General features: G+C 41.6%; 40 protein-coding genes, 1 tRNA gene and 1 pseudogene. 38 read left to right on the forward strand and 4 right to left on the reverse strand.

Annotation, left to right across the window (positions count from 1 at the left end; genetic code table 11):
• Window positions 1-178 precede the first annotated feature (178 nt).
• Window positions 179-1,159: a zinc-binding dehydrogenase gene (locus tag BZ167_RS19645; protein ID WP_039251230.1), complete on the reverse strand. Its 981-nt coding sequence runs from the start codon at window positions 1,157-1,159 to the stop codon at window positions 179-181.
• A gap of 118 nt (window positions 1,160-1,277) precedes the next feature.
• Between BZ167_RS19645 and BZ167_RS19650 the strand changes: the two genes are divergently transcribed.
• The 4 genes and pseudogenes from BZ167_RS19650 to BZ167_RS19665 all read left to right on the forward strand — a co-directional run bounded on the left by BZ167_RS19650 (window position 1,278) and on the right by BZ167_RS19665 (window position 4,093).
• Complete coding sequence (locus BZ167_RS19650) at window positions 1,278-2,141, forward strand: LysR family transcriptional regulator (protein ID WP_077392195.1); 864 nt, start codon at window positions 1,278-1,280, stop codon at window positions 2,139-2,141.
• Window positions 2,142-2,194: 53 nt separating this feature from the next.
• Window positions 2,195-2,425: pseudogene (locus tag BZ167_RS19655) on the forward strand (His/Gly/Thr/Pro-type tRNA ligase C-terminal domain-containing protein); the annotation flags it as partial.
• Window positions 2,426-2,471: 46 nt separating this feature from the next.
• Window positions 2,472-2,774 (forward strand): ArsR/SmtB family transcription factor, encoded by a 303-nt coding sequence (locus BZ167_RS19660; RefSeq protein WP_003153841.1) that lies wholly within the window; start codon window positions 2,472-2,474, stop codon window positions 2,772-2,774.
• Between the two features lie 143 nt (window positions 2,775-2,917).
• Entirely contained in the window at window positions 2,918-4,093 is a 1,176-nt protein-coding gene (locus BZ167_RS19665) for an MFS transporter (RefSeq protein WP_077392197.1), read from the forward strand.
• A 44-nt stretch (window positions 4,094-4,137) separates the two neighbouring features.
• Here BZ167_RS19665 and ggt read toward each other — a convergent pair whose 3' ends face one another.
• Window positions 4,138-5,913 (reverse strand): gamma-glutamyltransferase, encoded by a 1,776-nt coding sequence (gene ggt, locus BZ167_RS19670; protein ID WP_007407357.1) that lies wholly within the window; start codon window positions 5,911-5,913, stop codon window positions 4,138-4,140.
• A 243-nt stretch (window positions 5,914-6,156) separates the two neighbouring features.
• On the opposite strand from ggt, the gene BZ167_RS19675 reads away from it, so the two are divergent.
• The 3 genes from BZ167_RS19675 (at window position 6,157) to BZ167_RS19685 (ending at window position 7,363) form a co-directional block, all read left to right on the forward strand.
• Window positions 6,157-6,387: an excisionase family DNA-binding protein gene (locus tag BZ167_RS19675; protein ID WP_003153848.1), complete on the forward strand. Its 231-nt coding sequence runs from the start codon at window positions 6,157-6,159 to the stop codon at window positions 6,385-6,387.
• A 315-nt stretch (window positions 6,388-6,702) separates the two neighbouring features.
• Complete coding sequence (locus BZ167_RS19680) at window positions 6,703-7,248, forward strand: site-specific integrase (RefSeq protein ID WP_003153850.1); 546 nt, start codon at window positions 6,703-6,705, stop codon at window positions 7,246-7,248.
• Window positions 7,249-7,290: 42 nt separating this feature from the next.
• Window positions 7,291-7,363 (forward strand) — tRNA-Arg (locus BZ167_RS19685).
• A gap of 158 nt (window positions 7,364-7,521) precedes the next feature.
• On the opposite strand, the gene BZ167_RS19690 is transcribed toward BZ167_RS19685, so the two are convergent.
• Window positions 7,522-8,634 carry a site-specific integrase gene (locus BZ167_RS19690; protein ID WP_039251237.1) on the reverse strand — a complete coding sequence of 371 codons (1,113 nt, stop codon included), beginning with the start codon at window positions 8,632-8,634 and terminating at the stop codon, window positions 7,522-7,524.
• A 239-nt stretch (window positions 8,635-8,873) separates the two neighbouring features.
• Here BZ167_RS19690 and BZ167_RS19695 point away from each other — a divergent pair, with 239 nt between their 5' ends.
• On the forward strand, window positions 8,874-9,974 hold the full coding sequence (locus BZ167_RS19695; RefSeq protein ID WP_032858781.1) for an AimR family lysis-lysogeny pheromone receptor: 1,101 nt from the start codon (window positions 8,874-8,876) through the stop codon (window positions 9,972-9,974).
• Window positions 9,975-10,405: 431 nt separating this feature from the next.
• Here BZ167_RS19695 and BZ167_RS19705 read toward each other — a convergent pair whose 3' ends face one another.
• Window positions 10,406-10,804: a helix-turn-helix domain-containing protein gene (locus BZ167_RS19705; protein ID WP_014305167.1), complete on the reverse strand. Its 399-nt coding sequence runs from the start codon at window positions 10,802-10,804 to the stop codon at window positions 10,406-10,408.
• Window positions 10,805-11,025: 221 nt separating this feature from the next.
• On the opposite strand from BZ167_RS19705, the gene BZ167_RS19710 reads away from it, so the two are divergent.
• The 30 genes from BZ167_RS19710 (at window position 11,026) to BZ167_RS19835 (ending at window position 25,182) form a co-directional block, all read left to right on the forward strand.
• Entirely contained in the window at window positions 11,026-11,175 is a 150-nt protein-coding gene (locus BZ167_RS19710; protein ID WP_228842159.1) for a helix-turn-helix domain-containing protein, read from the forward strand.
• A gap of 63 nt (window positions 11,176-11,238) precedes the next feature.
• Complete coding sequence (locus tag BZ167_RS19715; protein WP_017417255.1) at window positions 11,239-11,562, forward strand: DUF771 domain-containing protein; 324 nt, start codon at window positions 11,239-11,241, stop codon at window positions 11,560-11,562.
• Between the two features lie 228 nt (window positions 11,563-11,790).
• A complete protein-coding gene (locus BZ167_RS19725; RefSeq protein ID WP_039251241.1) occupies window positions 11,791-12,651 on the forward strand; it encodes a phage replisome organizer N-terminal domain-containing protein in 861 nt (286 codons plus the stop codon).
• Window positions 12,602-13,459, forward strand: coding sequence for an ATP-binding protein (locus tag BZ167_RS19730; protein WP_039251244.1), 858 nt, complete (start codon window positions 12,602-12,604; stop codon window positions 13,457-13,459). The genes BZ167_RS19725 and BZ167_RS19730 overlap by 50 nt, the downstream gene beginning before the upstream one ends.
• Complete coding sequence (locus BZ167_RS20245; RefSeq protein WP_154018700.1) at window positions 13,440-13,601, forward strand: hypothetical protein; 162 nt, start codon at window positions 13,440-13,442, stop codon at window positions 13,599-13,601. Before BZ167_RS19730 ends, BZ167_RS20245 begins: the two co-directional genes overlap by 20 nt.
• Window positions 13,598-13,756, forward strand: coding sequence for a DUF6906 family protein (locus BZ167_RS20385; protein WP_165869033.1), 159 nt, complete (start codon window positions 13,598-13,600; stop codon window positions 13,754-13,756). The genes BZ167_RS20245 and BZ167_RS20385 overlap by 4 nt, the downstream gene beginning before the upstream one ends.
• Window positions 13,753-14,301, forward strand: coding sequence for a hypothetical protein (locus tag BZ167_RS19735; protein ID WP_039251246.1), 549 nt, complete (start codon window positions 13,753-13,755; stop codon window positions 14,299-14,301). Before BZ167_RS20385 ends, BZ167_RS19735 begins: the two co-directional genes overlap by 4 nt.
• Window positions 14,302-14,408: 107 nt before the next feature.
• A complete protein-coding gene (locus tag BZ167_RS20250; RefSeq protein ID WP_015387918.1) occupies window positions 14,409-14,549 on the forward strand; it encodes a BH0509 family protein in 141 nt (46 codons plus the stop codon).
• A 12-nt stretch (window positions 14,550-14,561) separates the two neighbouring features.
• The gene (locus tag BZ167_RS20390) at window positions 14,562-14,717 is read left to right on the forward strand and encodes a hypothetical protein (RefSeq protein WP_015387919.1); all 156 of its coding nucleotides are present in this window, start codon (window positions 14,562-14,564) and stop codon (window positions 14,715-14,717) included.
• Between the two features lie 79 nt (window positions 14,718-14,796).
• A complete protein-coding gene (locus BZ167_RS19745) occupies window positions 14,797-15,000 on the forward strand; it encodes an XtrA/YqaO family protein (RefSeq protein ID WP_024085436.1) in 204 nt (67 codons plus the stop codon).
• 140 nt (window positions 15,001-15,140) lie between these two features.
• Window positions 15,141-15,518, forward strand: a complete 378-nt coding sequence (locus tag BZ167_RS19750) for a hypothetical protein (RefSeq protein ID WP_039251249.1) — start codon at window positions 15,141-15,143, stop codon at window positions 15,516-15,518.
• Window positions 15,515-15,745, forward strand: coding sequence for a hypothetical protein (locus tag BZ167_RS19755; protein ID WP_039251250.1), 231 nt, complete (start codon window positions 15,515-15,517; stop codon window positions 15,743-15,745). Before BZ167_RS19750 ends, BZ167_RS19755 begins: the two co-directional genes overlap by 4 nt.
• A 220-nt stretch (window positions 15,746-15,965) precedes the next feature.
• On the forward strand, window positions 15,966-16,223 hold the full coding sequence (locus BZ167_RS19765; protein WP_039251254.1) for a hypothetical protein: 258 nt from the start codon (window positions 15,966-15,968) through the stop codon (window positions 16,221-16,223).
• A 4-nt stretch (window positions 16,224-16,227) separates the two neighbouring features.
• Entirely contained in the window at window positions 16,228-16,365 is a 138-nt protein-coding gene (locus BZ167_RS20395; RefSeq protein WP_172437940.1) for a hypothetical protein, read from the forward strand.
• A 13-nt stretch (window positions 16,366-16,378) separates the two neighbouring features.
• Window positions 16,379-17,068: a dUTP diphosphatase gene (locus tag BZ167_RS19770; RefSeq protein WP_039251256.1), complete on the forward strand. Its 690-nt coding sequence runs from the start codon at window positions 16,379-16,381 to the stop codon at window positions 17,066-17,068.
• Entirely contained in the window at window positions 17,068-17,430 is a 363-nt protein-coding gene (locus BZ167_RS20565) for a hypothetical protein (RefSeq protein WP_225562147.1), read from the forward strand. Before BZ167_RS19770 ends, BZ167_RS20565 begins: the two co-directional genes overlap by 1 nt.
• A 139-nt stretch (window positions 17,431-17,569) precedes the next feature.
• A complete protein-coding gene (locus tag BZ167_RS20755; protein ID WP_099686887.1) occupies window positions 17,570-17,698 on the forward strand; it encodes a hypothetical protein in 129 nt (42 codons plus the stop codon).
• A 13-nt stretch (window positions 17,699-17,711) separates the two neighbouring features.
• Complete coding sequence (locus BZ167_RS19780) at window positions 17,712-18,224, forward strand: sigma-70 family RNA polymerase sigma factor (protein ID WP_039251258.1); 513 nt, start codon at window positions 17,712-17,714, stop codon at window positions 18,222-18,224.
• An 11-nt stretch (window positions 18,225-18,235) separates the two neighbouring features.
• Window positions 18,236-18,688 (forward strand): ArpU family phage packaging/lysis transcriptional regulator, encoded by a 453-nt coding sequence (locus BZ167_RS19785; protein ID WP_039251261.1) that lies wholly within the window; start codon window positions 18,236-18,238, stop codon window positions 18,686-18,688.
• The gene (locus BZ167_RS19790) at window positions 18,685-19,227 is read left to right on the forward strand and encodes a tyrosine-type recombinase/integrase (protein WP_039251262.1); all 543 of its coding nucleotides are present in this window, start codon (window positions 18,685-18,687) and stop codon (window positions 19,225-19,227) included. Before BZ167_RS19785 ends, BZ167_RS19790 begins: the two co-directional genes overlap by 4 nt.
• A 216-nt stretch (window positions 19,228-19,443) precedes the next feature.
• Window positions 19,444-20,019 (forward strand): DUF4145 domain-containing protein, encoded by a 576-nt coding sequence (locus BZ167_RS19795; RefSeq protein WP_039251265.1) that lies wholly within the window; start codon window positions 19,444-19,446, stop codon window positions 20,017-20,019.
• A 284-nt stretch (window positions 20,020-20,303) separates the two neighbouring features.
• Window positions 20,304-20,474, forward strand: coding sequence for a hypothetical protein (locus BZ167_RS20255; protein WP_153952963.1), 171 nt, complete (start codon window positions 20,304-20,306; stop codon window positions 20,472-20,474).
• Window positions 20,475-20,585: 111 nt separating this feature from the next.
• On the forward strand, window positions 20,586-20,768 hold the full coding sequence (locus BZ167_RS19800; RefSeq protein WP_039251267.1) for a hypothetical protein: 183 nt from the start codon (window positions 20,586-20,588) through the stop codon (window positions 20,766-20,768).
• Window positions 20,769-20,846: 78 nt separating this feature from the next.
• Window positions 20,847-21,215, forward strand: coding sequence for a DUF2513 domain-containing protein (locus BZ167_RS19805; protein ID WP_052250224.1), 369 nt, complete (start codon window positions 20,847-20,849; stop codon window positions 21,213-21,215).
• Between the two features lie 111 nt (window positions 21,216-21,326).
• Window positions 21,327-21,803, forward strand: a complete 477-nt coding sequence (locus BZ167_RS19810; RefSeq protein ID WP_039251269.1) for a hypothetical protein — start codon at window positions 21,327-21,329, stop codon at window positions 21,801-21,803.
• Window positions 21,804-21,979: 176 nt separating this feature from the next.
• Window positions 21,980-22,354 carry an HNH endonuclease signature motif containing protein gene (locus BZ167_RS19815; protein WP_039251271.1) on the forward strand — a complete coding sequence of 125 codons (375 nt, stop codon included), beginning with the start codon at window positions 21,980-21,982 and terminating at the stop codon, window positions 22,352-22,354.
• The gene (locus BZ167_RS19820) at window positions 22,314-22,649 is read left to right on the forward strand and encodes a transglycosylase (RefSeq protein ID WP_225562146.1); all 336 of its coding nucleotides are present in this window, start codon (window positions 22,314-22,316) and stop codon (window positions 22,647-22,649) included. Before BZ167_RS19815 ends, BZ167_RS19820 begins: the two co-directional genes overlap by 41 nt.
• An 86-nt stretch (window positions 22,650-22,735) precedes the next feature.
• Window positions 22,736-23,242 (forward strand): phage terminase small subunit P27 family, encoded by a 507-nt coding sequence (locus tag BZ167_RS19825; protein WP_039251274.1) that lies wholly within the window; start codon window positions 22,736-22,738, stop codon window positions 23,240-23,242.
• Entirely contained in the window at window positions 23,242-24,951 is a 1,710-nt protein-coding gene (locus BZ167_RS19830; RefSeq protein WP_039251276.1) for a terminase large subunit, read from the forward strand. Before BZ167_RS19825 ends, BZ167_RS19830 begins: the two co-directional genes overlap by 1 nt.
• A 12-nt stretch (window positions 24,952-24,963) precedes the next feature.
• Window positions 24,964-25,182 (forward strand): hypothetical protein, encoded by a 219-nt coding sequence (locus tag BZ167_RS19835; RefSeq protein ID WP_015968213.1) that lies wholly within the window; start codon window positions 24,964-24,966, stop codon window positions 25,180-25,182.
• Window positions 25,183-25,187: the final 5 nt, after the last annotated feature.

The raw sequence follows: 25,187 nt of genomic DNA on the forward strand, positions 1-25,187 counted from the left end.
CTTCCGCAGACTGAGACGATTTGCAAGCCTTGAGCAGTTGATCACGGTGCTGCTGACGGTCTCTGTGTGTCTGCAGTCGATTTGCGGGCAGATTTGAATTGATGAAGAAAAACATATTGAATTTCAAGCGGAAACGCTTATAAACAAATAAGGAAACGGACGGGTCCGCTCCTCTTTTTTAGACATCCAAACGAAAGCCGATATTGCCGAACTGCCGTCCTTCCCGCATTCTGTTAAAAGCGGCAGCTGCTTCACTGAGAGGGTACATGCGGTCGATAATGGGGCGGATGCCGCAGCGGTTTACCAATTCCAGCATATCCGCGAATTCCTCATTGCTTCCCATTGATGTACCGAGAATATGAATCTGCGGAAAAAACAGCGAGCGAATAGGAAATCCGAGCTGATCGCCTGAACTGGCGCCGAATGTTACGATCCGGCCATTCGGTTTCATAATGTCAAGATAGTGTTGAAACAAGGCCGGGCCTACACCGTCAAGTATGATATCTGCTTTTTCGCCATTCAGCGCCTCATTCCAGTCACCGTAGCTGTCAATCGCCCGGTCTGCACCGTATGACAGTGCGGTTTGTTTTTTGTTTTCGCTGCGGGAGGTGACGCTGACTGTCGCTCCGATAGCTTTTGCCATTAATAAGGCGTATGTTGCCACGCCGCTTCCGATACCCGGAAGGATAAGGTGTTCGCCTTTTTTTAATTGTCCTTTTGTAAATAAGGCGCGATAAGCGGTTAATGCTGATAACGGCAGCACGCCCGCTTCTTCCCAAGTCAGGTGTTCGGGTTTTAAAACGGCATTTTCCGCAGGAACGATGACATAAGGTGAAAAGGTTCCGTCGCTCGGACCGCCTAAAATATCAGGGACGGCTGGTACGTCCTCAACAGTCTTCCAATTCAGCACCGGGTTGATGATGACTTCTGCATGCAGTAAATGAGACCGGACGCCGTGTCCTATTTCGGTTACGATTCCCGCGCCGTCTGAACCGAGAGTAAATTCATGGTTTCCGGTTTCGTGGTTTTTCATTAAAAACAAATCACGATGGTTTAATCCGGCTGTTTTCAGCTTTATTTTTACTTCGCCGTTTCCCGGCCTTTTGTCAGGTGCCTGCCTGAAATCAAAGCCATTTTCGTGTATGATAAGGGCATTCATCATTCTTCTCTCCTTTATGATTGATGAGAAAGATTTTACAGGCTGTATCAGCTGCAGTAAATAAATGAAAATTGATAGCCGGCTATCAATAAAATTCATAGCAAGAAGGTGCCCTTACATGGAAAGCGGAGACTTAAAGATTTTTCAGGCTGTCGCCCGCAAAGGAAGTATTTCAAAGGCGGCAGAAAGCCTGCATTATGTTCAATCAAATGTGACAAACCGGATTCAGCAGCTGGAACGGCAATTGCAAACACAGCTTTTTTACCGCACAAATCGGGGGATGACGCTGACGCCCGCAGGTGAAAACTTATTGAAAGACGCAGACAGAATCCTTCAATTGCTGCATGAGGCGCAAAAAACGGCGCAAGAGGCAGGCGATCCGAATGGCCCGCTTCGAATCGGTTCTCTTGAAACGGCGGCAGCCGTCCATCTCCCTCAATTTTTCACGGAGTATTGCAGCCGCTGCCCGAAAGTACAGCTGTCTCTGTCAACCGGTGATACACATACCTTAGTGCAGCACGTCTTACGCTATGAGCTGGATGGCGCTTTTGTTTATGGTCCGGTCGAATACGAAGATCTTGAGCAAGTCGCTGTATTTCAAGAAGAATTGGTCTTGGTTTCAAATAAGCGGGAAGGCAGTTTGCAAGACTTGTTGCGAGAGCCGATTCTGTATTTTGCCGCGGGCTGTTCGCACCGCCGTAAAATAAAGAACATACTGAAAGAAGAGGCAGTGCCCGCACATAAAATCATTGAATTCGGTACGTTGGAAGCCATTATTGGGGCGGTGCAGGCGGGGATGGGGGTTTCCTTTCTGCCTTCATCAGCCGTCCGTTATTTTCAAAACAGGAAAAATCTTTTTCTTCATGAGCTTCCTGAACAGTTTCGGGATATGAATATATCATTCATCTACCGGAGTGATTTATTTTTGACATCGGCGTTTGAAGAACTGCTGAATGGATTAAAAGCATTACCGAACGGATGATGAGAAAACAGGACAGCTGTGTACGCCAATTTTTTCGTTCCGGTTTTTCTCAAAAGAAAGCGGGTATCCGGGCTGAGCTTGATCAGCGTGATGAAAAACTCGGTTATAAAATCAGAGAAGCACAAATGAAAAAAATCCTGTATATTGCTGTTGTGGGAGATCGAGAGTGCCGCCATCAATCTGTACATGTACGGCAATACGGGCGGGAAGACACATTTGAAGAGAATGTGAGTGATTTTATTTCCCGGATCATAAGAGAGGCAAAACAAAAAATAGAGATTTAACAAAAACAACATTGACATATCGTAAAATCACGATATAATAAAGCGTATGAAACCTATTGATGTTTTTAAAGCGTTGTCTAATGAGTCACGGCTTGAGATTTTACAATGGCTGAAAGAGCCGGACCGTCACTTCGCCCCGCATGATGGCATTGATATGAATGAGATCGGAGTATGTGTCAGCCAGATCACCGATAAGCTTCAGATGACACAGTCAACGGCGTCTCAATATCTTTCCATCCTTCAGCGGGCGGGCCTTATCCAAACAAAACGGATTGGCAAATACACCTATTATAAAAGAGATGAAGACGCGATAAAGGCGATGGCCGATTATTTTCAGCGCGAAATGTAGGGCTGAATCCTTTAGAAGAGGGATTCAGTTTCTTTTTCCGACTACACATCGACATATTGCGATTTGTTTCTTTTTGTTCAACTCTTTATATCGATATATCACAATATATCTTTATATAAATCATCAATGAAGGAGTGTGTCAGGTGCAAAATACCTGGAAGATTTACATTTTGGCAATTATCAGTTTTTTAGTGGGGACGTCTGAATATGTGATATCAGGGATGCTTGATAAAATTGCAGGTTCCTTGGGAGTTACTGTGGCAGCGGCAGGGCAGCTGATTACGATTTTTTCACTTGTTTATGCAATCGGAACGCCTGTCATGATGGCCCTTACAGCAAAACTGGACAGAAGGAAGCTCATGATTTATGCTCTGGGGCTGTTTGTTATCGGGAATATCATTTCTTTCCTTGTGCAGGGATTCGCCTTATTTGCGGGAGCGCGGGTGATCATGGCGCTTGGAGCAGGAACTGTGGTGGTCACCGCGCTTACGATCGCAGCAAAAATCGCTCCCCCGGGAAAACAGGCAAGTTCTCTCGCAACCGTCATTATGGGGTTTACGGCGGCGCTCATTATCGGTGTTCCGATCGGAAGAACCGTGTCTGAAGCTTTTGGCTGGAAGGTGGTTTTTGCCGGAATTGCGGCAATCGGAATCATTGCCATGCTTATTATACGTTTCGCGTTGCCTGAGATAAAAGGAGATAAACCGGTGCCGCTCATTCAGCAATTTTCTCTTTTGAAGAAACGAAAGGTGGCTGCCGGGCTGGTCATTACGTTTTTTTGGCTCGGAGGCTATTCGGTTGCGTATACGTACCTTTCTCCGTATTTACTGAACGTTACTCATATCGGAAGCGGAATACTGAGTACATTGCTGCTTATTTTCGGTGTTGCAAGTCTTGCCGGTTCTAAAGCAGGCGGTTTCAGCGCAGACAAATGGGGGGCGCGTATGACATTAACCGGCGGAATGGCGCTTCATGCTATCATGCTCATGTTATTGCCGTTTGTCACACATTCTGCTTTCGGAGCGGCGGCAGTGCTTATGTTTTGGTCCTTCGCCGCCTGGTCATCTGGGCCTGCTCAGCAGTATCATTTGGCAACGATGGAGCCTGAATCATCGGGTGTATTACTTGGCCTCAACCAGTCTGTGATGCAGCTGGCTATGGCGGCCGGGGCGGGCATCGGGGGCATTGTTGTCACCCATCTGTCTCTTGCGTCAGTGACATGGATCGGATCAGCGGGTGTTGTCATCGCGATGTGCGGCGTGCTTTCGCTTGCGTCATTAACGTCTGAAAAAACCTCATCTGAATACAGTGCAGAATAAACAAAAGCCTCATTTCTCAGCTTGAGAAACGAGGCTTTGTCTTGTCATTTTTCACATTTTTTCAAGTTTACGCCGATTGCGGCTCCGTTTCGGCTTGAGTCGGCAACTCCGGTGAAGGTGCCGTTTTCACGGTCAATCAGGATGCTTTGCACATTACCGATATCAACCGGGCTGCTGCCGAATTTATGCCCCATTTCGTTCAGTTTTGTGCGGGCTTCTTCCGGCACTCCTTTTTCATATCGATAGGATGTCATGCTGTTTGTGTAAATTCTCGGCTCTTCGACCGCCGCTTTCAGATCCATGCCGTACTCAACTTTGTTCAGAATCGTTTGCAGGACGGAAGAAATAATCGTTGCTCCGCCGGGGGAGCCGACAGTCAGGACAGGTTCGTTATTTTTGAATAAAATAGTCGGAGTCATGCTGCTGAGCGGACGTTTATTCGGCTGCACTTCATTTGCGCCGCCAGGCACCGCATCAAAGTCTGTTAACTCATTATTCAACACAACGCCGTATCCGGGAACCATAATGCCGGAACCGAACAGCTGTTCAATCGTTGTCGTATAAGATACGACATTGCCGAAGCGATCAGTTACCGTGAAGTGAGTCGTTTGGCCTTCTTGTTTGTCAGTCGGCTGCTCCACTTGTTTATAGTTTGCAGAACCTTCCTGATAGGCCCAAGGGTCGCCGGCTTTCGGTTTTTTATTGACTTTATCAATATCTATCAGCTGTCTGCGGGCATTGATATAATCTGGATTCAAGAGGCCTTTGAGAGGGACGTTGACGAATTCTGGGTCCCCGGCAAATGCGGCGCGGTCAGCATAAGCCAAATGCATCGTTTCTGCGAGAAGCTGATATTTTTGCCAAGAACGGATATCATATTGAGAAAGCTTAAAATCATCCAGGAGGTTCAGCATTTGCAACAGGAAAACACCGCCCGAGCTTGGAGGAGGAGCAGTTGCGATATGATAGCCCTGGTAATCTCCCCAGATCGGTTCGTCAATCGTCACATTGAAGTTTTTAATATCTTTTTCTGTCATTGAGCCGCCGAATTCCTGCACTGTTTCCGCAAGCTTTTTGGAGAATGCTCCGTCATAGAATGCTTTTGTGCCTTTGTACTTAATAGCTGTAAATGTTTTGGCTAAGTCTTTTTGGATGAGTGTGTCTCCTTCTTTCAGAGGTTCTCCGTCCGGAAGAAACACGTCTTTTGCAGCAGTGTGTGATAATTTGTCTTTATAATCTGAGATGGCATCAGCTAAAACCGAATCGATCGGAAAGCCTTTTGAGGCAAGTTTAATGGAAGGGGTGATGAGTTGTTTCATGGAGCGTGTGCCCCATTTGTCGAGCGCTTTTTCTAGTCCTTTTAATGTTCCTGGAACACCGACTGCAGTCCCTTTCGTAACGCGTTCGGAGAAAGGGATGGCTTTGCCGTTTTCGTCAAGGAACATATCCGGTGTTGCGCCTGCCGGTGCGCGTTCCCGGCTGTCGATAATGGTGGTGTCTTTCGTCTTCGCATCATAAACCATCATAAATCCGCCGCCGCCGATTCCCGACATCATCGGTTCAGTTACGTTTAATGCGAATTGAATGGCAACCGCGGCGTCAATTGCATTGCCGCCTTTTTTCAGCACGTCGGCACCGATTTGTGAAGCGAGAGGGTGGGCGGTGGCAACCATGCCGTCTTTGCCGACATCTACCTGTTTGTAGTCGTCATAGGAAAACGGGTGTTTCTTAGCCTGAGCGTGATAAGGGATGCTTCCGGCCGCGAGCAACGTACTGAGCAGAACGATAAAACAGAGATTCATAAACTTTTTCTTTTTCATAGTCTGCCTCCTTTGTTTTCCGCTTACAATTATAGAGTAAGTAAAATGTGCTGTTTTCACAAGTGACAAACGGAATAGTCCGGTGCGCAAAAAGCCGGAGTTTCTGTGTGAATGTAATCAGTCGCAAATAGGCTAAATGGGAAACCGGACTGAAAAAGCTGTGAAACAAGCATAAAGACAAAAAATAAGCTACAATGAACAAAACAGAATTCACTCACATGACATATGAAAGGAACGTGAGCCATGTATTTAACGATCAAAGAGACAGCGGAGTTTACCAGTCTTCCTGAAGAATATGTGCACAATCTTGTTTTGACGAATAAAATAAGGGCCGTCCATGACGGACAGCAATATTTAATCAACAAGGAACAATTTCAAACCCATCTCGAACAGCTGGAAAAATATAAGGAAATGATTCAAGAGTTTTTAAATGAGCCGCTTCCTGAAGACATTGATGTAAAAGATGAAGACTAGGACACAATTTCATATTGTGTCTTTTTTTTGCATTTTTTTCGGTTGCTCACAAAAAAACGGATGCTCATATTTCCTTTTAAGGACGTTGTTTTCATTTTTTAATGCCTTGGGTCTCTATTTGTTTAAAAGCTTGTCACCGGGCTGAAAATGATGTTTTTGAGGAATTTGTTGAAACTGCGTATCTGGTTCACCTTATGTAACACTATGTATATTATGTTACATAAGACCCTTTACCCTTTATCAGTCAACGGGTTTCGGCTATAATAGTAACATAATGCTCAATATGTTACTTTATCAATTATAAGGGGTTTTTTGATGCATATCGTACAGCCGATCCGAAGTTTGGAGAAGATCCAGGAAGTCAAACAGTATTTAATGAAGAAAAGTGATCGTGATTATTTTTTATTTATTTTCGGCATGAACAGCGCACTGCGGATTTCTGATGTTCTGCCGCTTCGCGTGAGGGATGTAAGGAACAAAGACCACGTGTGGGCAACCGAAAGCAAAACGAGAAAGAAAAGAAAAATTCTGATACTGGAGTCTTTAAAGGCCGACATATACGCTTATACAAAAGACATGAAAGAGGATGACTATTTGTTTAAATCGAAACGGACGAATAAGCCCATATCCCGGATTCAGGCATACAGAATATTAAAGGAAGCGGCTGCCGCTTGCGGGTTGGAGGAAATCGGAACGCACACGCTTAGAAAGACGTTCGGGTATCATTTTTATCAGAGGACAAAAGACATTGCTGAACTGCAGAGGATTTTAAATCATTCTTCTCCATCTATTACAATGCGTTATATCGGAATAGATGAAGATACGACGAGAGCCGCCTATAAAGTGTTCGGAGGGCTGTAGACTTGAAAAAAACGGCCGCCAGCGTTACTATAATAGAAACAGGCTCTAGTAGCACAGCGGATAGTGCAGCAGTTTCCTAAACTGCAGGTCGGGAGTTCGAATCTCTCCTAGAGCGTTTCCAGCATAAGATAGGTGCAGATTAATAATGTCGGCAAAACAGAAAAACCCTTGTTACACAAGGGTTTTTCTCGTTTTTGTAAGTTTTTTATTTGTGTATGAACCCGCTGAAAAACGATATGATTTTATTTTTTTTTGCACAAATTTTGCACATTTCTAAACAGATTTTTTCACGTCTGGCATTTTTTCAAACAGATCAAGGGTGTTTCGTGTATCTTCTTCACGGAGTTCTTTAATTATATGTGAATAATAATTAAGCGTGGTATCTATCTTGGCATGACCTAAACGCTCTGAGACATAATAAATTGAAATCTTTTTATAGAGCAACACGCTGGCATGTGTATGTCTCAATCCATGTATCGAAATTGATTCTATTTTCAAGTCTGTTAATGTCTTTTTCAATATTTTGTTGACAAATTCGTTAGTGATGACTTTCTTAGAGCTGCGAGGACTATAAAATACAAGATTATGTATGTTATCAGGTATTTCAGATTCTGCAAACAGCTTTTTGAATAAACCCATTGTATTAGAATCCATTTTAATGGTCCTATTCGAAGACGCATTTTTTGTCGTAGCAAAACCCGTTCCTTTTTTATAATCCCAGGTTTTGTTGATTGTAATCTCATTTAATTTAAAGTTGAAATCCTCAGGTGTTAACCCTACAATTTCTGCAAATCGCATTCCTGAAGTTAGGGCCAGTATTAATAAATAATATCCGATAGACTGATCCTTGCGCACATATAATTCATTTAAAAGCTTTTGACTTTCAACATAATTCAAGTGTTTTTCTTCGGGGCGTTTTGATTCCACACTTCCAGTCAATTTTGCTTTCCTGGTAAAATCAAACTGAATAATTCCTTCTTCAATTGCCTCTAGCACACAAGCTCTAATGTGCGTATTTATTTTTCTAACAGTTTCTTTTGCGTGTTCAGCTCCAAACTTATTTAAAAACTCTTGATATTCTCGTTTAGTAATGTCATTGATATATCTGCCTGCAAAATTCTCTGAAATTTCTCCAAGTGTAATATAGTAACCTTCACGAGTGATAGCGCTAATATCAGCTCTATAAACATTTACCCAACTTTTAAAGTATTCATCAAAGAGGACTTTTGTAGTGCCCGGCGTTTTATATTTCCTCAATCTTTCTTCAACCTCTGTGGCAGCTACTTGAGCTTCCTTCTTAGTTTTAAAACCGCCTTTCCTGATGGGCTTGGGTTTAGCGCTAACGCAATACTGCCACGTTTTACCGCGTTTTAGGAAACTAGCCATTTCTTCACTCCTATAGGGGAACTTTAGTTCTCAATAATAAGATAGCACTATCTTAATTTATTTAAAAGATTGTCCCAAATAAGGCTTTTCGATTAGTTAACCATTGTAAAATAAGTTATAATAAGTATTGAGAGGAATAAATTATAACGTAAAAAATCAAAAAATTCTAAATCTTATCGCCATCGTTCGACAAAATTTTCTTTGTGATTATGTTAAATTTGAGGTGAAAAGGTGATCATATGGAAACAGTAGCAGCTAGAGATATAAGGATCCATCTAAAAGAATTAATAAAATCCTCTGATGAAAAGCAGAATGTTATAGCTGCTAAAATCGGGATTAGCGAAGGCTATTTAAGTAAGTTTCTTAGCGGAAAAGAAATTAATTTTTGGATGGTTCGAGAGATCATAAGGTATGTTGATCCAGAAAATGAAACTGCATTGATGGAACAGCACTGCTTAACTGGAGTGAAAAAGAAAAATTATGCTTCTGCTTTGGAATATTGCTACACTAAGCAATTATATTCTGTTATAGAGGCATTGATAAGCGCCCAGATTGAAAGGGATGGCAAATACGATCAATGGTCTAATATTTATAGATTTATTCTTAATTCAAGATTCTCTTTTGGGAATATTGAGTATACCGAAGGATTAAAGAAGTTTAGTCCTTCTTGTGACGAAATGAGAACGTTGTTGAGTATACTAGAAATGTATGGGTACTTTTATAATGGCAGGTATGAGATCACTCTATACCATATTCGATCCATTCGAAGTCTTATTAAAAATTTATCAGATCCATTTTTGAAAATCGCATTTACTGCTCGTATAGAAGAAGTCTTAGTGAATATATATTTAAAACAAAACAACGACGTTAATAAGGCGAGAGAGGCGGCCTTCTCTCTCCTTGAAAAAGACCTCAGTATCAATTTGAATATGACAGCTTTGTACATATTGGCATTGTCTTATATGAATGAATCATATTGCCATTCTTATAGGTACTATTTGAGGTGTTTGAACTTACTTGCAAATTTCCCTGATCGCAGTGAGGAAATGGTCCAGAATAAAGAGGAAATAGCCATATTACAATATTATTGGAACAAAGAAATTTCAAAGGAGTTTCAAGTGACTGAATTCGCAAAGGCTTTAGGAAGATCCGACCCATTAAACTCTTTCTATTCGGATTCCTTTTATAAAAAATATGCTCTTCTTTTTGATGGGAAAAGAGAAGAAAACGCTGAAAAATTATTGCTATCCCTTTATTATTTTTCTCAACAGCAAGATCAATTTAGAGCAACTCTTCCTAAAATTGACTTGATAAAATTAGGATTTAATTTTAATATTTAGAAGTGGGAGGTGTTGCAGATGAGAAAAATGTCATTGACCTTAGTTTTAGCGTTCGGTATACTGACTACTGCTTTTGTGGGTGTTTCGTTAAACCATTCTGAAGCAGGCGGAAGTTTTCAAACGACTGAGATAAGAGTAGGCATGTAGTATATCTGACTCCCGAAAAGTACATAAAAAAACAAAAAGACGCTGCCATGACTGGCAACGTCTTTCGTACTTTTCGGGGATATTTCCTGTTTTCCGGAAAAACGAAAATAGGAAATTCCTGAAAAAGTATTTATTTTAAAATTGTTATTAAATATAATAGGAACAAACGTTCTGTTTTGGGAGGGGAAACACATCATGCATATTACATTCGAGAACATCATCGGGAATCTAAAAAAGGAAATTGAAAAGGAGAAAAATGTGGACACAAAAAAACTTAAAGTTGGTTAATTTAAATCTTTCAAATGTCGTTCTTTTAATTCCCTTAATTCCTTTAAATAATTTATAACCATTTGCAATTCTTCTTCTGTTATCTTACTTCCGTTATCGTGGACAATGTTTAGCTTCTTGAGATCATCTATTGTTATACTCTTCTGTGAAAGAAGCTGCTTCTCTGGTTCTGAATACTTTTCTAGGCTCTCTTCATCAAAAAACAAGTATGATTTGTGGACGCCTAAATAGTCAGCGATTTTTTCTATTACTTGTATTGATGGCTGTTGTAAATTTCTTTCTATTCTTGAAAGGTAGCTGTGTGTAATTCCCACAGCTTCGGCAACTTCATCTAATGTTTTTTTCTTTTCCTTACGAATACGCCGAATCGCTTCTCCCATTTTCATATTTCCCATAATAACACCTGCTCTTTTGAAAAATTAACCTTATTCCTCATAGGTAATTATACCATATCGTGTACCTCACGAGAAAATTCTTTTAAAAAGCACTTGTGTAAAAAAAATCGCTATGTTAAGATCGAATTGTTCCTTTCAGGTACAAAAAGGATGTGTTAAAACAAATGTTCGATCTGAAAGAGTTTGGACGTCTGCTCCAAAAAATCCGAAAAAAGCGGAAAATGTCTCAAATCGAATTCGCTCAATTCTTAGGGTACACAGCTTCATACATCTCAAGAGTTGAGAGAGGGAAAGCGAATCTTTCTATGCAGGCGATTGAAAAGGTCACGAAGAAACTTAATATTAAGATCCGATTTTTTTTTGAACAATAATGGTACTGACAGGAACAAAATAAAAGTGAGTAAAATTTTTAAAAGACATGAGAGGAGAAACTTATGGAACAACTTCTTGATGTTAGCCTGTCAATTCCGATCCCTGCTGACAAAATTCTCATCAGCAAGGTGGAACTCCAGGAACTAAGAGAACAATCGTTATCCGGGGTCTATTGGAACATGAAAGACCTTGAGAAAAAGACAGCACGTAAAAGCGAGTGGATCAAAGAAAACATTTTATACCCAAGTCGGTTCCGCAAAGTTTTAGATTCGGTAAACGGGGGTTTTGTATTTTACCCGCAAGCCAAAGGGCAAAACTGGAGCTTTCAAGCTTCTAAAATGGCTGCCTTTTTAGATAAGCACTTTGCTGAGATTTTCAACAAATAGCCGAAAGGAGAATACATGTGTTTTTAGAAAGCCACGTCTGGCTGCATAATCAAATTCACGTAATTATAAGCGAGTCTGTTAATACTCACGAAAGGGCAATTGCCGAACTAGAAGCTCAAGGCGGCACCTGCCTGTCTGATCAATGTCAGCAAAACACCCTCGGCTCTGTAATTGTCAACGGCAAGCGGTCTGTATGGTCTTTGACCAAGTCAGAAAGGGGGGAGTTGAATGGGCGAAATTAAATTCGTAAAGCTCAGCACCCATATGTTTGATGACGAAAAAATTAAGCTTATTGAACAGATGCCCGAAGCTGACACTTTGTTAATTATTTGGGTGAAATTACTCGCTCAAGCTGGTAAAACCAACGCCTCCGGTTACATCTTTCTTAGTGAAAATGTTCCGTATACTGACGAAATGCTTGCAGCTATTTTCTCGCGGCCGTTGGGGGTTGTAAGAATGGCCTTGGATACATTTAGACGGTTCGGAATGATCGAGATTAACGATCAGAACTATATCAGTATTTGCAATTGGGAAAAGCATCAGAACGTCGATGCGATGGATAAAATCAGGGAAGATACACGCAAAAGAGTTGCTAAATATCGGGAAAAACAAAAGGCTTTACAGCTTTCTCAACCTAGTAACGTTACAGGTAACGTTACAGTAACGCAAGGTAACGAACAAGAAGAAGAAAGAAGAAAGAAGAAAGAAGAAGAAGAAGAAGAATTAAAAGATATATTGTCGGGTAAACCCGACGACGCATCTTCTTCCGAAAACGAAAAGGACGAGATTCCATACAAGCTGATCATTGATCTGCTGAACAAAGTAGCGGGTACACGATACCGATATACCACAGAAAAAACAAAAAAGGACATCAAAGCACGCTGGAACGAAGGTTTTCGTTTTGAAGATTTTAAACATGTCATTCTTGTAAAAACAGAGGAATGGCTCAATGATCCTACTATGAATAAGTTTCTACGCCCTCAAACATTGTTCGGGACAAAATTTGAATCATACCTAAACCAAAAAGGAGGGGGTTCAATTGCTCAGAGCGGAAAGCCCGAGAAAGACCAATACTCAGGCCTTTTCTAAAGTGCTCCCCGACAGGCTCAAGCATTTGTTTCCTGACAAGATCGGAGAAAGAGAATGCGAATCATGCGGCAATACGGTTCCTATCTACATGCAAAACGGGGCTAGGCATAGCCGGTGTTTATCATGCGATAACTTAGCGCTTGAAAAAGAAATGATTCAATTTCAAGAAGAAACAGCAGCGGACGCTTTTTTCTGGAATAACAGTCTTGTCCCACCAGATACACAGAAAGCCAGATTCGGAAATTTTAATTTGAAGGGTTTATCCGATTCGCAACAGGACGCTTTTCGCAAGCTGAAATGGTATGCGGAGAACTTTGGAAACTGGGGTGATTTTGATTCTTTATTATTGCAAGGGAATTATGGAATCGGAAAGAGCCACCTGTCTCACAGTGTCGCACAGCATGTGAAGAGCCTACGAAAAAATGTCATCTTCGCCAATACAAAAATGCTGCTTAGAAAAATTCGAAACTCTTATGGCGATTCAAAAGAGACAGAAGCACATATTTTGAAAAACATTGAATCATGCGAGTTACTGGTGCTGGATGACCTTGGAGCTGAATACGTCAGGAAGGATAAAGACGGGGAGGAATCATGGGCTGCTGACTTGATTCTGACAATTATTGAGTCTCGAGAGGACAAGCCCAATATCATAACGACCAACTACAACGTTGAAAGCCTCCAAAGCAAATACGGTACACATGGCGGCCGGATCATATCTCGAATGATGCAAGGGACGAGGGTTGTCAAGTTTACCGGAGAGGACAGACGCATTAAAGGAGGTGGGAATAGTGCTTGGAACCAAGGCTGATATGATCATGCCCGGCGTTTGGGAATTCAAGGCGGAACGAAAGCTTACCGACGCTGAACGCAAACAAGAGCTTGATAATCTTATTGCTCTTCTTGATCAAAAAATAGCAGACTATCAGAACTTTAGGGGGAATGCAGTGTGAAACACGGGAAGCGCCCGACGCGCGCACAGAAAAATGTTATTAAGGCAAACGGCTTAAATCCAAACAACTGGCTTGTAACGAAGAATCTGCAGCATGAACACCGCCTCATACTTGTTCACCGCTATATGAATTACAAAAAGGAGTGTTTAGCATGAGTCAGGCGGTCAATGCCGAACGGTTCGAACTGGCTTTGGAGGATATGAATTATGAATGGTCAATGGTCCAGCTGAAAAAGGTAGTTCAATACTGGCATGATGGGAAATCAATTCTTGATATGTCGGAATTATTAAACAGGGATTCGGATGAAATCATTTTGCTGGTCATGGACTTTGCAAGAAAAAACATCCTGCCCGCCCGTAAGAACGGTTTACGCGCTAACAAAAGAATTAGAATATCCGAGAAAACCATGAAAGATAAAATGTTCCGACTACGCTATTTGTTTGAAGAAAGCCCGGTGTATATCCCTTTTCAGGACCTAAACTTCATGTTTTATGACAGTGAAATCAGGCGTTTCCGGGAGCTGTGGGCGGCAGATGAGTCTTACCTCAACATAGCAAAAGAGCTGAAACGGAATGAAGATGAAACGTTATTCCTTATCATCGACCAAGCAAAAAGAGACCTCATTGAGCCTCGGGAATCCGGCTTGCTCGGAAAGGAAGCGTCAGAAGATGAACGCAACAAGCAAAAGCTTCCGTTTTGAAAAAGCAACGGTCCAGCAACTTATGGTCATCGTGCGTTATGAAGACTGTACCCCGGAGGTGCGGAACGCGGCTTTACAAATGCTGATTATGAAGGGAGTGGCAGACGTTGGGACAGGCAGAACGAAAGCATTTAATGGAATGGCTTTTGCTTATCGGTTCTTATGGCAGAGATTTTTTAAACCGCCAGACAGATGAAGAGCTTGAGCGCTTATATAATCTTCAAATCAAAGGCATGAATAAAGAATAGGAGGACAGCACCATGACAGAAAACAAAAACTTGCGTCGGCACGGAGAAGTTACAACACGGGTGATGAGCGAAGAGGAACGCGTTGAGTATATAAAAAAACACCCAATCATTCCGACGGAAAAACCAAAGGTTGGCATACAGCTATTCCCGTCAAACTATTGGATGTAAGGACGGCCGCTAAAGCAACCGCCACCGTATGGTAAATAAAACCTAGACACTTTTATTATACCATACGGAGGCTTTGAACATGCAGCCAAAACATATATCACTCAATCAAAATACAAGTGTTTCTCAATTTATTGAGCCGGGGAAGGTGTCTGTCATCGTGTTAGACGGCAACCAAAACGCCGCATATGTCGTTGAGGCACCGGAACACGGTAAAACAATCATTCAAACAGTAAAAGGCGGTCTGGCTCGTTGTGATTACGAGATCGGCCATAAATTCAATTAGCAGGGGTTTTCCCCTGCGGGGGAGGAACGGAAAATGTATCAAAACGAAATCGCCCGCAAGTGTGAACGCTGCGGAAAAATATATTATTCAGCTCATTGGGTTGTATGCAAAACATGTCTTTTAGACCGGGAGGCCCGGGCATGAAAGAATTCAAAATCAACTTATCAAAAGGTGAAGTTTTATATACCGGCTCTTACATTTGCACCATTTCGAAAACGGCGGCCAGTACACCGGAGCAAATATCTTTAGAAGCAGCAGCCGAAAAGCTCGCGGAAGAGTTAATCATGCAACAGGCTATGAATCGGGAGCATCAGCGCCAGCAGGATGTCACGGTCATTCAGTTTCGGCAGGCTCAGGAAGAGATTCAGCGGCTTACAAAAGAGAACGAAGAACTAAAATTAAAGGTCGAGGGACAGGAAGAAGAAATAAGAGATTTAGAATTTGAAAACAGCAATTTAGAGGACGAGATAGAGGAATTGGAAGATAAAGTTGAAGCATTGGAGGGGGCTGCGGAATGAAGACAAAAAAAGTAACGATTCCCGCCCGCGATACCAATGGTTTCCTGACCGGATTCAAAACAATCAATGCACTTTGGGAATGCCCTACTTGTGGCGGGGAAATGGGAAATCCTCAGCTCACGCAGCACGCTGAAGACGGATTCTTTGGACAGGTTCATATTTGGAAAAATCCCTGCGGACATGTAGCTCATTATAAAAATCTTCAGATTGTAGGTGACGCGGAATGAGCGAATTATCCCAAGAACAAACTTGTCCGTATTGCGATTGCACAGAAGAAGCATCCTTTTCTAACTGGGATTCAGACAGCGACGGGATCGTAACATGCACGAGTTGCTACAAAGAATATTATTCAATGCCCCAATATCGCTTTGAGGGTTGGCAGGTTGAAAAAATATGCGAAGAATGCGGTCATGAAGAAAGTGAATGCCATTGCGAGGGGGAAGAAAAATGATGCCACTACAAGTAGAACTGCAACGGAACGTGAAGGCCACGAAGGACGAAGCAATGACCGTCGAGCAAGCGGCCGAGCTTTTAAAGGTTCACCCGGACTACATCCCGACGCTTGTCGCTCGGTCTGACGATCTGAAAATGATTGGCGATCATACCATTATCGCTAAACGGGATAAAACAAATATCTGGCTGGTCGGGGCTTGCGTGGGGCTCATCTTCTTCACTATCTCCGTGCTGCCGGGATTGATGGGGTGAGATAGTGAAACAGGATTACAGGCAGGCTTTTGAACAAGCATTGGCTGTCTTCCGTGAAAAGTACGGACCAGAAACAGGCGGCATGCTGCTGATGTGTCATGTACATGAATTTCTTCAAAATACCGTCGGCGGGCGGAAATAAGGGAGCGGAAACAATGAATCTACAAAAAATGTTTGAAATGCAAAAGGTGCTTGACGATCGGATCATCAAAGAAAAGGGGCTTGAGGGACAGGACTTGCTGCCGAACCTCATTCTCGCTTTACAAGTGGAGCTGGCCGAGTGTGCGAATGAATGGCGCGGCTTTAAGCATTGGAGTAATAACCAAAAGCCAAGAACAAAAGTATCAACAAATGTTGGTGCGACTCCTGAAAATGCATCCTTTTTCCGGTGTGAAAATGATAATTGCGGAGAGCATTTAAGCAAAAAAGATTTTGAAAACTTATTCGATCCTGATTATGAGGAGTGTCCAATTTGCAAAGTGGGTGATGTAACGGCTTTTCGTGATACAAACCCACTGCTTGAGGAATACGTGGACTGCCTGCATTTTATCTTGAGCATTGGCAATAGAATTGGATTTGATAATGGCGCTACGATTCAGCAGATCATGAGACGGGCAGAAGAAAGGGAATTAGAAACAAATATCGGTATTGGAAAAGCATTTTCACATTTAATGTCACTTGTATATGGTTTCTATTTTTCGATTGAAGACGAGTGGACTTATGTAATGTCTTTTGAGCGCTTTTTGAATTTAGGCAAATTGCTTGGGTTCGCGCCTGAACAGATCGAAGCAGCTTACATGGACAAAAACGCCGTCAATCATCAGCGGCAGCAGGAGGGGTATTGATGAACCACGCTGACAACCCGATCATTTCAGCCGTCATCAGCAAACTAAACGCACAACAGGACAAGGGGCTTGCCAAGTACGGCCAGCCCGTCCAAGTTAATGCCTATGATCTGCGCGGCTGGTTGCAGCATGCACTTGAGGAAACTCTTGATCTTGCAGTCTATCTGGAGGCGGCTATTCAGACTTTAGACAGAAAAGAAGAGACACTACAAGCGACATATAACAATTTGAAAAATAATCCACCTGCTTCCGAATCAATAGAAGATATGGGCGATTACTATATGAACCTTAATTCAGCTCAAGCGATTTATTCCACTGCATTTTTATTAGGTTTTAATCTTAAAAAGGAGGGCGCGGAATGAGCCACACCGACCATCAAATTTTTACGTGAAGTAATCAAAAATCAATATGTCCAAGACGGAGAGCCTGCGGACACTGATCATTGCACAGAATCACTGTGCTCTGATTGGTGTCCGTTTTTTATTTGAACGGAGGGACGGCATGAAGAAGAGGAAGGAAAAGCCCAATAAAAACGCTCAGGAGCGATCAGAGCGCTTTTGGCGGCAAATGATGGGACAAGACAGGCAAACACTTAAAAGAGGCAAAGGCGGGGCGTTAAAGCGTAAATAAGAGGGGGATCATTGTGAGAGATTTACTTTTCAGCTATAAAAGTACACTAAAACAAACAAGAGCAATGTATAAGCCACTTGCGGAAGCAAATGAAAGCGACCTTTCTGCTGCTGGTATGAGAGATAAAAAGAATCTCAGAAATATGATTTCTGATCTCCAATGGACAATCGACTGGCTTGAAAGTGGGAGGCAACCCGTGTCACGTCGCTCAATAGATCGCAGAGCCTCATATCAAAGGACTATGTTCATTGATCCTAAGATAATGGAAGTCTTCTCAAATGATTTTTCTATTCAGCCAGAGCAAACCGGATCAGTTACGGAGGAAGAGCAGAAAATAATTAATGATTGTCTCGGCAAACTTACGAATCGCGAAAAGGAAATTTTTCTTTTGCATATTGTAGAAGGTTTTTCTTATGAACGTATTAGTGCACTGCTCGGTATTGCAAAAGGAACTGTTCAAACAACAATTAACCGTTCACGAATGAAGATTGCAAGATACATTAATTCAAATATTAAAGGTGCATAGGGGGGAAAGAAATGAATCAATTGACATTAAATATTCCTCAAATTGACGAAGAAGCAACGAGAATGAAAGCAGAAAAGCTGCTCGAACAATATCGCATGTACTTGTTACAAGTGCCGGAGGATTTTTTGCCGAAAGTGACCGCAACATACAGCCTTGTTCCGCCCAGCTTTTCGAATGAATTTCATTCCTCCACAGAAGACGCAGCATTAAAACGTATGGATTGGGAGATTGAGAGGGAACGGTTTTTAAAGAGAATGCAAAGAGCGGTTAACCGGCTTTCCCAAAAGGAGCGGCAAATACTTGTCATGCTCTACATGCAGAATGAAGAAATGTATGATTATGAAGTCTATGCAGAAATGAGACTCAGTCAGCGGAGCTACTACCGGACGAAAGCAAAAGCATTTTACCGGCTGGCCTTTGCTCTTCGCGTGGAAGTCTATAAGGACGGGGGCGCGCCGGAATGAATTTTGTTCAGCCGATAAGGGACCCGGAATGCATTTTCTATATCAAACGGTTTTTAAAAGAACAGAGCGAGCGGAATTACATGCTATTTGTCACCGGGATAAATTCAGGTCTCCGCATATCAGATATATTGGAACTGAGAGTAAGGGACGCCAGACGGCCGTATTTCAACCTTATAGAGAAGAAAACCAAAAAGAAAAAGAGAATTGAAATGACGCCGGAACTTCAAAGAGAATTAAAGGCATATATTGAGGGGAAAGAAGATCACGAATATCTTTTCAAAAGCCGCGAAGGGATCAACAAGCCCATTTCCCGGTCGATGGCTTATAAGATTTTGAGGGCTGCTGCTGAGTATGTCAATTTGGATGATATAGGCACGCACACGTTGAGGAAAACATTCGGATACCATTTTTACAAGCAAACAAAAGACGTTGCCATGCTGCAGGAGATTTTTAATCACTCAGATCAGCGGACAACCCTTCGATACATTGGAATCAATCAGGATGCCATGAACAACGCCATGAAGAAATTCAAGATATAAGCAGGCTCATCTCATAAACAAGATGAGTCTTTTTTTCTGCATATTTTTATTGATTCCCTTCAAAAAGAAAACGTGGAATTCATTTTAGGGATATTGTTTGAAAACACGGATGGCAAGGGCTGACGGCACTTCGGGCAGTTGCACAGTATATAAGATATGAGTAATTGGTGGATAATGTGGATATGTTATACTATACAAAAAAGAGGAAGTGGAATAATGGTATTATGGGGAGAATGGGTTGATGTTGATAGAATGGATCCGTGTAAATATCAATGCGCCCACTGTGATGCATTAGTTGGCCCGGATTCAGGTTATTTATGTGATCGACATGGGGGTGCATTGGGGAAAGTCTATATATGTCCTAACTGCAACAGACCCACTTATTTTGAAATGAGTAATGATAGGACTCAAATTCCTTCACCGCGATATGGGAATAAAATAGAGCATCTTCCAGAAGAAATCGAAAAAGTCTACACAGAAATAAGAGATTGTATGTCTCATCAATTATATACGGCAGGTGTATTGTTAGCTAGGAAGCTGTTAATGAATATAGCTGTTGATTCAGGTGCAAAAGAGGGAGAAAGTTTTGTAACCTATGTAAATTTTCTTGAGAGTGAAGGCATTATTCCTAAAGACGGTAAGGATTGGGTTGATGCTATTAGACAAGCGGGTAACATTGCAACTCATAAAATTCCATCAATAAATCAAGAATTAGCAGAAGATATTGTAACGTTTTTAGAATTTTTATTAAGAATAAAGTATGAAATGCCTGGTAGAATGGCAAGAAAATAATTTTGGCACAAACTTGGCACGATAACGGCACACCATTTTGTTTTAGATAAGGTATTATGGTAATAGGTAATAAAATAAGGGAGCGGCACTGCTGATGAGCGGGGGCGCTTTTTTATGTTCTCTGTAAACTGCGTCCGGTAAATCTCAGGATAGACTATTGGATGTTTAAGAAGCCTTTTGAGTATGATTGGTTTAGAAAGAATATAAGTAAAGATGATTTATTGAAAATCTTAGTCGTTAGATATAATTTATGGTAGGATTCACATAGAAAGGAGGGGGGAATCTTGGATCCTAAGTTCGCAAAAATTGCATCTGAGTTAATAGAAGAGTACATGCCAACAATTGAGAAAATTAAAGGGCAGACAACGTATCATATCTATGAAGCTATGATCAAACTAAATGCTGAGATGTTGGCAAAAGCACTAGAAAAATACGAAAAAGCATCTAAAAATTAAGCGAGTTTGATAGTCGCTTTATGAGAAATTTTTGTTTCGCTGTAACTCTCTATGCAAAAAAACAGGCGCTTTCCCAATCGGGAGGGCGCTTTTTCTATTGGAGGGATTTCATTGAAGAATTTAGTAATGCGGGTTACACATTGCAAGGGAGCGGCTTTGGACAAAATTACACAGATTCTTGACGCTGGTCAAATATTAGAAGTCAAGTCAACAAAAGAAGAACCCTCTTTAAAGAATGAATACAACAAGCACGGCGACATTTGTTACAGCATAAGAGGTTATGATCCAGTTTAATTACTAATCGTTCGACAAATTTCGCAAATGATTCCCTTGTCGCTTCCTTTTACCGATAATAAGGTGGGAGGGATTAAGATGAAAAGAGATTTTGATTTAATACGAGAAATACTTATTACTTTAGAAAATGATAATAATCCAGAATCTTGGAAAGTTATTCAACTCGAAGAGAGAGACCAAAAGGTTATAAGTTATCATGTAAAATTGTTAACAGAAGCAGGATTAATAGAAGGAAAAGATACTAATTTAAATCCTGGATTTTGGTGGTATGCAAGGTCATTAACAAATCAAGGCCATGACTTTTTAGACACAATTAAAAATGAGACAACTTATTCTAAGATTAAAGAAAAAATGGGGAATCAGTTAAAGACGGCTCCTTTAACAGTAGTATCGAGTGTAGCAGTGGAAATAGCGAAAGAGTGGACTTTGAGTAAACTTGGTTTCTGATTAAGGATTTATTCTTTGCAAAAACTATTTCTAGTAAATCGTTCGACAAATTTCGCAATTGGTTCCATTATCCCTACCATTACCTCATAATTAGATAGGGAGGAGAATCGCATGAAAAATACAAAAATTACTATTAATGGTGTTGAAATCAACTGTAAGGCTGAGTATATTGATGGAAGAGATAATCACTTGTCAATACAATTTTTAACCCATGGTGCAAATGAATATCATCTGTATTCAAGTTTATTCTCGAATAATAAATTAGACGTGGTAACACCGAGAGGATCGTTCGTAGCAAAACTAGAGAGCTCAACAACAAATTACCAAGGAGAACTAGATAGAAATACGGCCGTCTCCTTTTCAATTGTACTTAAAGAAGCTGAAGCTAATTCTAATGAAAACTGGCAAGCTAATTCTGTGTTCTTATCAATTACCAACAAATTAGATATTGTTACGTTAGTTCAATTGCTTGTGGAAAAAGAATTAATTGACCTGGATGAATTCAATTCAAGATTAGAACAGGTAAATCAAAAGGAATTTACTAAGATTCATAAGATCATTTTTGGTGATTCGGAAGCTGGAGATTGAAATTATAAAAATATTTTAACCAAATATAATGAGTTTGAAGAAAGAAGAAAAACATCCTACGGGGTGTTTTTTATATTCTCTGTAAACTGCGGCCGGTAGATCTCAGGATAGACAATTGGCGGTTAACGGCTTGAGTGCGGGCGCAGTTTAGAAAGAATATGATTGGAGGGATTGGAATGAAGAAAGCTTTGACGCCTTGCAATGAACCCGGCTGTCCAAACCTCACACGAGAGGGCTACTGTGAACAACATAAGCGAACCAAGCCGGCTTATGATCAATACCGGGAGTCTGCGGCCAAACGGGGGTATAACAGCAAATGGAGGCAGTCGCGCGCTGGCTACCTGTCTAAGCATCCGTTATGTGCCGCCTGCTTAATGCAAGGCAGAAGAACCCCGGCGACAGTTGTCGATCATATCGTTCCACATAAAGGCGACAAAAAACTATTCTGGGACTCGGGTAACTGGCAGCCTCTCTGTGGGCCATGCCATAGCCGGAAGACGGCAAAGGAGGATGGAGGATTTGGAAACAGAACATCAAACGTGCGTGTGTGATCAATGCATGACCAGACTTCTTGTCAAAGGCTGTTCAAAGATCAGGAAGCACGACAACGGAATCAAGCAGCATTATATCAAGTGTCCACGCTGCAAGGCTGAGTACACATCCTTCTATACGAACGAGGACATCAGACGAATGCAGCACAGAATACGAAAGATGTTTACTCTTCGTCGTAACATGAAAAAGGAATCAGCTGTTGATCTATATTCAAAGAAAATAGAAGCAGCACAAACGGAAATACAAGCAGCCATGAGCCAGCTGAAGAAGGAGATGGAGACCCCCCACCCTTAAATCCCTAGAGGACTTTTGCCGGAGACCGCGCTCCCCTCCCCATTTTGAAAAATTCCCTAAATGAAAATTCGGAAGGAGGTGAGGGAATGGCCAGACCGCGGGAACCTTTAGATTTGTTACTTTATAAAGGCAAGAAAAACTTGACAAAGCAAGAGATTGAGGAACGTCGGGAACAAGAAATAAAGGCACCAAACGACAAAGTAAAAGCTCCATCGTATTTGCCAAAAGACTTAAAAAGAGAGTTTAAAAAGATAGCGGATGAGCTAAAAAACATCGGAATTATGACTAATTTAGATGTGGACGCGCTTGCCCGTTTTTTGTTTGCTCGAAAACAATACTTGGAAATGACCAAAGTCTTACTCGAAACGCCCATTACTGCATTAGTTGAGGATGATGACGGAAATAAATTTGAAGTAGCGAACAAGACATACAGTGATTTGCTTATCAATCAAGACAAGCTGTTCAAACAATGCAGGCAAGCTTCCAGTGATTTAGGGCTGACCATTTCCTCTCGCTGTAAACTTATTATCCCGAAAAAAGATGATGGGAAACCGAAGTCAAAAGAGGAAGAACGGTTTGGGGGCCGCATGTAATGCAAGAGATTACAGCCGAAATTCTCATTGAGCGGGTTTGGTCATATGCTGGGAAAATTCGCTCCGGGGAAATTAAGGCAGGCAAAAAGCAAAAATGGGCTGTAGAGCGTTTTTTTAAAGATGTTGACCGGCTCGCAGAAGATGACTGTCCTTATTACTTTGATGCTGAAGCTGTTGTGGATTTTTATGAATGGTCGCGGCAATTTAATCATGTCGAAGGTATACTTGCAGGGCAGCCGATTGAATTAACAGACTTTCAGCTTTTTATTGCGGCCAATATATACGGATTCTATAAAAAAGAAAATGGCGCCCGCCGGTTCCGGAAAGCTTATATCCAACTGGCCCGTAAAAATGCGAAATCGCAATTTTTAGCTTTAATCGCGTCGTATGAGATTTTCCCGACACAAGAAAAACACCGGGTATTTATCGCAGGCTGGTCCCGTGAACAATCAGATGAGGTATATCAAGCCATCCTTGAGCAGCTGCATCATGCACCAATACTAAAGGGGAAATACACCTCTGCTAATGGCCGCGTGAAAAAATATAAAACAAACTCTATTATCCAGCCTCTTTCCCGTGAGGCTCGGAAGCTCGGGGATGGTAAAAACCCATCATTGGGCATTGTGGATGAATACCACGCACATGAAACAAGTGAGATTTACGACGTCCTGGACAGCGGGATGGTCGCCCGGCGCAGTCCGTTAATGGCTGTTATTACGACAGCGGGTTTCAACATGGAGCGGCCATGCTTTAAGGAATATCAATATACGAGTAAAATTCTTGATCCAGACATTGACACGGAGAATGATGATTATTTTGTTATGATCTGTGAGCTTGATCCAGAGGACGATATAAAAGATGAATCAAACTGGATTAAGGCCAACCCAATTGTGGCAACGTACCCCGAGGGGATGGAGTCATTACGTTCTGCTTTAAAAGTGGCTCTTGAAGTGCCTGAAAAGATGCGCAGTTTCCTCACCAAAAATATGAACCGATGGGTTGACCAGAAGGACAATGGTTATATGAAGATGACAAAATGGCGCGCTTGCAGCGGGGAAATTCCTGATCTGCAAGGACTGCCCGTTTATTTGGGCCTTGATTTATCAATGACAACAGACTTAACCTCCGTTGGATATGTGGCCGTGCAAGACGGCTTTTTCTATGTCGGTCAACATTCCTTTATGCCTGAAGCCCGAGCCAAAGAAAAAATGGCGACGGATAAAGTGCCATATGATTTGTGGAGAGAGATGGGATTTATCACTTATACATCTGGCGAAGCAGTTGACTATCAATTAGTTGAACAATGGATCATTGAATTTATTCATAAAAACCGTTTTCGGCTACAAGAGACAGCATATGACAAGTGGAATGCTCTTCATTTAGCGCAGCGGCTTGAATCAAAAGGGCATACAATGGTGGAACTGCCGCAGAGAATTAATCATCTTTCATTACCAACAAAAAGCTTTCGAGAAAAGGTATTTGAAAGGAAAGTCGTGCATGGCGATGATCCGGTTTTAACATGGGCAATTAATAACGCAATTACGAAAATGGACCCGCAAGAGAATATCATGCTGGATAAAGCAAAATCACCGCAGAGAATTGACCCTATTGCGGCTGTTATAAATGCATTTGCCCGTGCGATGTATTTCGGCAATAGTGGAAGAGTTGATTTGAATGAACATTTTGGCTCCGGCAATTTCAGTTTTTAGGATGTGAGAAGTATGAAAAAGATTAGTGTCTTTTTTGCTGCCTTGTTTAACCCTAGAGTTTTTAAAAAAGGGTTTTCTTTTTTCTTATTGATATTAAATGATCTGCTGTTTATGGCGGGAGCCGCCTTTATTCTGACAGCTGTCTATAGATGGAGCACAAACATCGGTCTTATTCTGACGGGTGTCTTTTTAATGTTTTATGCGTACCTCATATCAAAGAAAGCGAGGTGATATAA

The sequence above is a fragment of the Bacillus sp. 275 genome (assembly GCF_001999205.1).
GTDB lineage: Bacteria > Bacillota > Bacilli > Bacillales > Bacillaceae > Bacillus > Bacillus velezensis.

Coding starts and splice junctions, on each gene's coding strand:
- BZ167_RS19790 (WP_039251262.1), top strand. CDS start 18,685: ATGAATTTTGTTCAGCCGATAAGGGACCCGGAATGCATTTTCTATATC.
- BZ167_RS19755 (WP_039251250.1), top strand. CDS start 15,515: ATGAAGACAAAAAAAGTAACGATTCCCGCCCGCGATACCAATGGTTTC.
- BZ167_RS19715 (WP_017417255.1), top strand. CDS start 11,239: ATGGAACAACTTCTTGATGTTAGCCTGTCAATTCCGATCCCTGCTGAC.
- BZ167_RS19820 (WP_225562146.1), top strand. CDS start 22,314: ATGGAGGATTTGGAAACAGAACATCAAACGTGCGTGTGTGATCAATGC.
- BZ167_RS19835 (WP_015968213.1), top strand. CDS start 24,964: ATGAAAAAGATTAGTGTCTTTTTTGCTGCCTTGTTTAACCCTAGAGTT.
- BZ167_RS20755 (WP_099686887.1), top strand. CDS start 17,570: ATGAAGAAGAGGAAGGAAAAGCCCAATAAAAACGCTCAGGAGCGATCA.
- BZ167_RS19645 (WP_039251230.1), bottom strand. CDS start 1,159: ATGAATGCCCTTATCATACACGAAAATGGCTTTGATTTCAGGCAGGCA.
- BZ167_RS19710 (WP_228842159.1), top strand. CDS start 11,026: ATGTCTCAAATCGAATTCGCTCAATTCTTAGGGTACACAGCTTCATAC.
- BZ167_RS19795 (WP_039251265.1), top strand. CDS start 19,444: ATGGTATTATGGGGAGAATGGGTTGATGTTGATAGAATGGATCCGTGT.
- BZ167_RS19830 (WP_039251276.1), top strand. CDS start 23,242: ATGCAAGAGATTACAGCCGAAATTCTCATTGAGCGGGTTTGGTCATAT.
- BZ167_RS19770 (WP_039251256.1), top strand. CDS start 16,379: ATGAATCTACAAAAAATGTTTGAAATGCAAAAGGTGCTTGACGATCGG.
- BZ167_RS20390 (WP_015387919.1), top strand. CDS start 14,562: ATGACAGAAAACAAAAACTTGCGTCGGCACGGAGAAGTTACAACACGG.
- ggt (WP_007407357.1), bottom strand. CDS start 5,913: ATGAAAAAGAAAAAGTTTATGAATCTCTGTTTTATCGTTCTGCTCAGT.
- BZ167_RS19815 (WP_039251271.1), top strand. CDS start 21,980: ATGAAGAAAGCTTTGACGCCTTGCAATGAACCCGGCTGTCCAAACCTC.
- BZ167_RS19745 (WP_024085436.1), top strand. CDS start 14,797: ATGCAGCCAAAACATATATCACTCAATCAAAATACAAGTGTTTCTCAA.
- BZ167_RS19805 (WP_052250224.1), top strand. CDS start 20,847: ATGAAAAGAGATTTTGATTTAATACGAGAAATACTTATTACTTTAGAA.
- BZ167_RS19810 (WP_039251269.1), top strand. CDS start 21,327: ATGAAAAATACAAAAATTACTATTAATGGTGTTGAAATCAACTGTAAG.
- BZ167_RS19735 (WP_039251246.1), top strand. CDS start 13,753: ATGAGTCAGGCGGTCAATGCCGAACGGTTCGAACTGGCTTTGGAGGAT.
- BZ167_RS19705 (WP_014305167.1), bottom strand. CDS start 10,804: ATGGGAAATATGAAAATGGGAGAAGCGATTCGGCGTATTCGTAAGGAA.
- BZ167_RS19785 (WP_039251261.1), top strand. CDS start 18,236: ATGAATCAATTGACATTAAATATTCCTCAAATTGACGAAGAAGCAACG.
- BZ167_RS20565 (WP_225562147.1), top strand. CDS start 17,068: ATGAACCACGCTGACAACCCGATCATTTCAGCCGTCATCAGCAAACTA.
- BZ167_RS19725 (WP_039251241.1), top strand. CDS start 11,791: ATGGGCGAAATTAAATTCGTAAAGCTCAGCACCCATATGTTTGATGAC.
- BZ167_RS19765 (WP_039251254.1), top strand. CDS start 15,966: ATGATGCCACTACAAGTAGAACTGCAACGGAACGTGAAGGCCACGAAG.
- BZ167_RS19695 (WP_032858781.1), top strand. CDS start 8,874: ATGGAAACAGTAGCAGCTAGAGATATAAGGATCCATCTAAAAGAATTA.
- BZ167_RS19825 (WP_039251274.1), top strand. CDS start 22,736: ATGGCCAGACCGCGGGAACCTTTAGATTTGTTACTTTATAAAGGCAAG.
- BZ167_RS19680 (WP_003153850.1), top strand. CDS start 6,703: ATGCATATCGTACAGCCGATCCGAAGTTTGGAGAAGATCCAGGAAGTC.
- BZ167_RS19660 (WP_003153841.1), top strand. CDS start 2,472: ATGAAACCTATTGATGTTTTTAAAGCGTTGTCTAATGAGTCACGGCTT.
- BZ167_RS19675 (WP_003153848.1), top strand. CDS start 6,157: ATGTATTTAACGATCAAAGAGACAGCGGAGTTTACCAGTCTTCCTGAA.
- BZ167_RS19750 (WP_039251249.1), top strand. CDS start 15,141: ATGAAAGAATTCAAAATCAACTTATCAAAAGGTGAAGTTTTATATACC.
- BZ167_RS19650 (WP_077392195.1), top strand. CDS start 1,278: ATGGAAAGCGGAGACTTAAAGATTTTTCAGGCTGTCGCCCGCAAAGGA.
- BZ167_RS19690 (WP_039251237.1), bottom strand. CDS start 8,634: ATGGCTAGTTTCCTAAAACGCGGTAAAACGTGGCAGTATTGCGTTAGC.